Annotated in this window: 4 protein-coding genes; 3 read left to right on the plus strand and 1 reads right to left on the minus strand. The window is 39.9% G+C overall.

Features of this window, described 5'->3' with window-relative positions; genetic code table 11:
* Positions 1–105 precede the first annotated feature (105 nt).
* Complete coding sequence (locus F6K37_RS35035; protein WP_131827244.1) at positions 106–855, minus strand: 2OG-Fe(II) oxygenase; 750 nt, start codon at positions 853–855, stop codon at positions 106–108.
* A 436-nt stretch (positions 856–1,291) separates the two neighbouring features.
* Here F6K37_RS35035 and egtD point away from each other — a divergent pair, with 436 nt between their 5' ends.
* The 3 genes from egtD to ovoA all read left to right on the plus strand — a co-directional run.
* The gene (gene egtD / locus F6K37_RS35040; RefSeq protein WP_287255453.1) at positions 1,292–2,323 is read left to right on the plus strand and encodes an L-histidine N(alpha)-methyltransferase; all 1,032 of its coding nucleotides are present in this window, start codon (positions 1,292–1,294) and stop codon (positions 2,321–2,323) included.
* On the plus strand, positions 2,324–2,479 hold the full coding sequence (locus tag F6K37_RS35045; protein WP_287255454.1) for a hypothetical protein: 156 nt from the start codon (positions 2,324–2,326) through the stop codon (positions 2,477–2,479).
* A gap of 101 nt (positions 2,480–2,580) precedes the next feature.
* A partial coding sequence (ovoA, locus tag F6K37_RS35050; protein ID WP_287255455.1) for a 5-histidylcysteine sulfoxide synthase occupies positions 2,581–3,509 on the plus strand: 929 nt, incomplete at its 3' end.

Genomic DNA, 3,509 nt, shown 5'->3' on the forward strand with positions numbered 1-3,509 from the left:
AACCGCTCTTCCGATCTTGTAGTAAAGCTTAAGTTAATTCGATATTTTTTTGGTAAAAAAGTATTTATCAAACCTCGTCAAGGGATGATAGTGATTCTAGGAACCCTATACATAATTTGGATCTGAAGAAATTCCCTTTTGATTCGTATACAAGTAAGAATCTAGCCCCTTCTCTACAATAAACTCCACTCCTGGAAAGTCGTAACTCATCACTACATTAATTCTTTCTTGTTCACCTTCTAACGCTTTCACGCTATGAAGACATTTGTCTCCTTGCATAATCACTATCATCCCTTGACGAGGTTTGATAAATACTTTTTTACCAAAAAAATATCGAATTAACTTAAGCTTTACTACAGCATCCAAGCACTTTTGTATAAAGGTGAATTGTTGGTTTTTCCTGCCAAACCTAAGCCTATAGTTAGGATACATTTCTAGTTCCCCACCTTCTACTGAATTTAAATATAGTAAGGCGGTAACAGCATTTCTGTCATAGTGCCATCGATACTCTCCACCTGGTTTAATGATGTTAATGTTAACTGCTGGTAATTTGTTACTAAGAGGAAATAGAACCTGACTACTGACTTTGTTCACTAATAGATTGACATTCTCGTATAACTGCCATACTTCAGGTAAGTATTTCTCAATTTGTTGCCCATTAATTACAAAATATCGAAGATCTCTTTCTTTAAAAGGTCGATAAACTTCAGTTACTTCATATTTTTTTTGTCGATAATTAGCGATTGTTTTTAAAAGGGTTTCACATTCCCTAATTGTCAAAAAATTATCAATTATTAAATAACCTAATCTTTTTAAATCTGAGATATTTTTTATTTGAATATCAGTGTTTTTCATAATCATTGATGTTGATTTATGTATAAAAAATTTGTAGTCTTAAATAAATTTGGATATTCCGTACTTGTTATGTTAATTAAACTCTTTGGGAAAGGAAGCATTTAGCAGTGGAAAGAGCCTGTATTCAAAAAAAAAAATTAGTGATGATTTCATTATATCATATTTGGCCATAAAATTTGGCCATCAAGTTAACTTAGCTTTCATTGATCATACTCTTGCTTATTTGTCAAACTAATTTAGATGGGTTTGCCCTGCCCTCAGGCAAAATCGACAAAGTATAGCTCTTACTTTGGACAGCGAACCCAAAGTAAGAGCTATTAAAAACTGGTAAAAATTATGGTACTCTTAACCGGTGCTAATCCGATCATGTCTTAAGCAGTATAAATGTACTGTTTTTAGAAAACTGTTTTTGGAAAACTAAAATTAAAAGAGTATTATGTCAACAACTTTTCAAGAGACCACAAAGAATCTGAGATTCAGTGAGGATCGCCTAGGAATTAACTATCTCGGGAGTGCCAACCTGCCTACTGCAACAGATGATGGCAAAGATATCATTCGAGGATTAACCCAAACGCCGAAATGTTTGCAACCTCGTTACTTTTACGATCAAAAAGGCTCCCAATTATTTGAGGAAATCTGCGAGTTACCGGAATATTATCCCACCCGCACAGAGGCAGAAATTTTACAACAGTATGCTGTAGAAGTAGCCCAATTGACGGGAGCTTGCGAATTGGTGGAGCTGGGTAGTGGCAGCTCTACCAAGACTCGCTTGTTGTTGGATGCCTATGAAAACCAGGGATATCCCTTGCGCTATGTTCCTATTGATGTCAGTGGGGAGATTCTTGAGGAGAGTGCCAAGCAGCTGTTGCTGGATTATCCCAAGTTAAAGGTTCAGGGTCAGGTGGGAACCTATGAACACGCCCTGAGCCAATTAACTCCAACACCATTACCTAGGCGGATGGTTTTCTTTTTGGGTAGTAGCTTGGGGAATTTTGCTCCTGAACAGTGCGATCGCTTTTTTGAGAAAATGACAGGTTTACTAGCACCAGGAGATTACTTTTTGCTGGGCATTGACTTACAAAAACCCAAGGAGATTCTGGAAGCTGCCTATAACGATAGTCAGGGGGTGACTGCGGCATTTAACCTGAATATGCTGGCACATCTGAACTGGCGTTTCCAAGGAAATTTTGACCTGGATCGGTTTACCCATCAGGCCATTTATAATCAATCGGAAACTCAGATTGAGATGTATTTACATTGCCAGGAGACCCATGTTGTGCGCTTAGCCAGCCTGGATTTAACAGTTGAGTTCCAAGCAGGAGAAAGCATCCTTACAGAAATTTCTCGCAAATTCAATGTGGAGCAAATGCAGCACTATCTAAACGGTCGGGGACTAAACACAGTTCAGGCTTGGACTGATACCAAGGAATGGTTTGGTTTACTCCTGTGTCAGATACAGGGTGTGTAATTGACGTGTAAGCTATCAGCTATCAGCTATCAGCTATCAGCTATCAGCTATCAGCTATCAGCTATCAGCTATCAGCTATCAGCTATCAGCTATCAGCTATCAGCTATCAGCTTTCAGGCAAAGGCCTGTCGCCAAGCTACACCGAACCGCTTTTGAATAAAATAAGCCGACCGCTGACTGCTGACCGCTGACCGCTGACCGCTGACCGCTGAATATAGACACCCCTAAGTTGAAGAATAGTATTTGGAACTCAAAGGATGGATACTCTCGAATCTACTCAATTCCCTCGCCTTGACACCTGCAATAGCGAAACTATTATCAATTACTTTAAGAATTCATGGGAACTCGAAGATGTTCTGATGAAAAGTCTGGTTGGGGAAGAAACATTCTATATCAGTCCCGACCCCTTAAGAAACCGTCTGATTTTCTATTTGGGTCACTCTGCTGTCTTCTACATCAATAAATTCCTTGGGGTTGGGTTATTGGATAAACCCATTAATCCTAACTATGAAATCCTGTTTGAGATTGGTGTAGACCCGGAAACTCCTGAAGAACTCGATCAAGCAACCAAAGATATCCACTGGCCGAAAGTGGAAGAGGTTTGGCGGTATCGAGATCAAGTGTATGGGGTGGTTATAGAAACTATCGAAAAGACTCCTCTGAATCTGCCAATTCATCAAAATCATCCTCTTTGGGCGCTGATGATGGGAATTGAACACAGTCGCATCCACTTTGAAACCTCTTCGATGCTGATCCGACAACTGCCTGTAGAGCGGCTTGAACGTCCTGACAGCTGGAATTATGCTGTTTCTAATGGCAAGGTTTCCAAGAATGAAATGCTCAAAGTTTCTGGGGGTTCGGTAGCACTTGGTAAACCAGAGGATTATCCTATCTATGGCTGGGATAGTGAATATGGCAATCGTTCGGTAGAGGTTAAACCGTTTTTAGCCAGTCAGTATCTGATTACCAACGGAGAATTTCTGGAGTTTGTCAATGATAATGGCTACGATAATCCAGATTACTGGGATAAAGAATCCTGGACGTGGAAGACAACCTATAATATTAAGCACCCTAAATTCTGGATAGCTAGCAATGGTGGCGAAAACTGTGGCTACAAGTATCGAGCGCTGTTTGACGAGATTGACCTACCTCTCGATTGGCCCGTTGAAGTTAATCACCATGAAGA

The sequence above is a fragment of the Moorena sp. SIO4E2 genome, from assembly GCF_010671945.1.
GTDB lineage: Bacteria > Cyanobacteriota > Cyanobacteriia > Cyanobacteriales > Coleofasciculaceae > Moorena > Moorena producens.